We start from the raw sequence: 537 nt of genomic DNA on the forward strand, positions 1-537 counted from the left end.
GTCGGTTGCAGCACCACGTAGTTGCCGGCATCGGCGCCGGACAAGGTATAGCCGGTCACTGTCACCGCCTTACCGGCGCCGGCATCCTTGCTGGCAAAACTGCCCACGCCGGTACCGGCCACCGACACGTTGTCGCTGCCAAGGGCGGCCACGGCGGCGTTACCGGTCAGGCTGGCGGCGGTGGTGGCGTCATAGGTTTTATCAAGCGCCGCAATATCCGATACCGTGAGGTTGGCCTTGTTGATGGTTGCGCTCAGGCCGGTCGGCTGGGTGACCACGTAGTTGCCGGCGTCGGCGCCCGACAGCGTGTAGCCGCTCACCGTCACAGCCTTGTTGATACCGACATCCTTGGTCGCAAAACTGCCGCTGCCGCTGCCGGCCAGCGACACCGTGTCGCCCGAAACCAGGCCCGAGTAGCCAACGCTGGCGGTGTTGAGCGCGGCCGTGGTCGTGGCGTCGTAGATTTTATCGACGGCGCTGACGCCGGTCAGGGTCAGCCCCTTGGCGGTCACGGTGTAACTGCTGCCGGCCACGCCG

1 protein-coding gene is annotated in these 537 nt (G+C 66.1%); it reads right to left on the bottom strand.

The genetic code is table 11. The features are described from left to right. Window positions 1-537 (bottom strand): YDG domain-containing protein (locus tag DUPY_RS28255; RefSeq protein ID WP_229255194.1); only part of this gene is annotated, 537 nt, incomplete at both ends.

The organism is Duganella phyllosphaerae (assembly GCF_001758785.1).
GTDB classification, from domain to species: Bacteria; Pseudomonadota; Gammaproteobacteria; order Burkholderiales; family Burkholderiaceae_D; genus Rugamonas; species Rugamonas phyllosphaerae.